This window comes from Rhizobacter sp. P3_B12 (assembly GCF_056402895.1).
In genome coordinates this window covers 1-1,583 of the sequence record NZ_JBFUGN010001228.1, presented here as the reverse complement: position 1 = coordinate 1,583, position 1,583 = coordinate 1, and the positions used below count along the sequence as shown (strand labels likewise).

3 protein-coding genes are annotated in these 1,583 nt (G+C 71.4%); all 3 read left to right on the top strand.

Annotated features, from left to right (window positions below; all coding sequences use genetic code 11):
• On the top strand, positions 1-435 hold a 435-nt coding region (locus tag AC1D01_RS34035; protein WP_477873876.1), incomplete at its 5' end, for an amidase family protein.
• A 13-nt stretch (positions 436-448) separates the two neighbouring features.
• Positions 449-823 (top strand): oxalurate catabolism protein HpxZ, encoded by a 375-nt coding sequence (gene hpxZ / locus AC1D01_RS34030; RefSeq protein WP_465111003.1) that lies wholly within the window; start codon positions 449-451, stop codon positions 821-823.
• Complete coding sequence (locus AC1D01_RS34025; RefSeq protein ID WP_477873875.1) at positions 820-1,533, top strand: GntR family transcriptional regulator; 714 nt, start codon at positions 820-822, stop codon at positions 1,531-1,533. Before hpxZ ends, AC1D01_RS34025 begins: the two co-directional genes overlap by 4 nt.
• Positions 1,534-1,583 lie beyond the last annotated feature (50 nt).

Here is a 1,583-nt window from a genome sequence, read left to right as displayed (position 1 = left end):
CTGCGCGAACGCGCCGCCGAGTACGAGCCGCTGTCGGTCGACCGCTTCATCGCCGGCGCGCTGCAGCCGGCCGAGTGGTACGTGCGGGCGCAGCGCTTTCGCCGGCTGTACCGCGACCGCATCAACGCGCTGTTCGCCGACTGGGACGTGCTGCTCGCGCCCGCGACCCCGGTGCAGGCCACGCCGCTCGGTGACGAGACCTTCGACCTGAACGGCGTCGCGATGCCGACCCGCCCGTCGATGGGCCTGCTGACGCAGCCTGTGTCGTTCGCCGGCTGCCCGGTGGTGGCCGCGCCGCTGTGGCCGCACGGGATGCAGAAGCTGCCGATCGGCGTGCAGGTGATCGCGGCACCCTGGCGCGAGGACCTGGCGCTGCGCGTGGCGCGCGCGCTGGAAGCGAGCGGCGCCGCCGCGTCGCCGGTGGCCGGCATCTGAGGACCGGACCTCGATGGAGATCAACCGCCCCGACGTGCTGGCCGCGCTCACCGCGGCGTTCGAGCGCTATGAGCGCGCGCTGGTCGGCAACGATGTGGCGGTGCTCGACGAGCTGTTCTGGGACAGCCCGCACACGCTGCGCTACGGCGTCGGCGAGAACCTGTACGGCATCGAGGCGATCCGTGCCTTCCGCTCGGCCCGGCCCGCCACCGGCCTGGCGCGCAGCGTGCTGCGCACGCAGCTCACGACCTACGGCGAGGATTTCGCGACCACGCACATCGAGTTCCAGCGCGAGGGCGGCACGCGGCCCGGCCGGCAGACGCAGACCTGGATGCGCACCCCCGCCGGCTGGCGGGTCGTGTCGGCCCATGTAAGCTTGCTCGGATGAAACCGCTGGCCACGAAGAACAACCCGCGCGCCAACCCCCGCGACCTGACCCGCGCCGAGGCCGCCTACCGGCGCATCAAGGCGGCCATCTTCGATTTCGTGCTGCTGCCCGGCGACGGCTTCACCGAGAGCGACATGGCCGAGCGGCTGGAGATGTCGCGCACGCCGGTGCGCGAGGCGCTGTTCCGGCTCGAGCTCGAAGGCTATGTGCAGGTGGCGTTCCGCAGCGGCTGGAGCGTGTCGCCGTTCGATTTCCGCAAGCTGGAGGAGCTGTACGACCTGCGCGTGGTGCTCGAGGCCACCGCGGTCGACCGGCTGTGCGCGGCCGAGCCGATGCCCGACCTGGGCTTGCTGAAGGCGATCTGGCTGGTGCCCGAGAAGGAGCGCAAGTCCGACACCGCCGAGGTCGCCGCGCTCGACGAGGCCTTCCATGCGACGCTGGTGTCGGCCGCCGGCAACCTGGAGATGGCGCGCGTGCATGCCGACGTGACCGACGGCATCCGCATCGTGCGCCGCCTCGATTTCACGCAACCGCCGCGCATCAGCGCCACCTACGACGAGCACGCGAAGATCCTGAAGGCGATCCTGGCGCGGCGGGCGGACGCGGCCAAGCTGATGCTGCGCACCCACATCGAGGCGAGCAAGGCGGAGGTGCGCAAGATCACGCTGCACAAGCTGCACAGCGCGCGGCCGGTGGCCGGGGAATTGTGAGACGAAGGCTTCGGCAGGCTCAGCCCGGCCCTTCGACAAGCTCAGGGCGA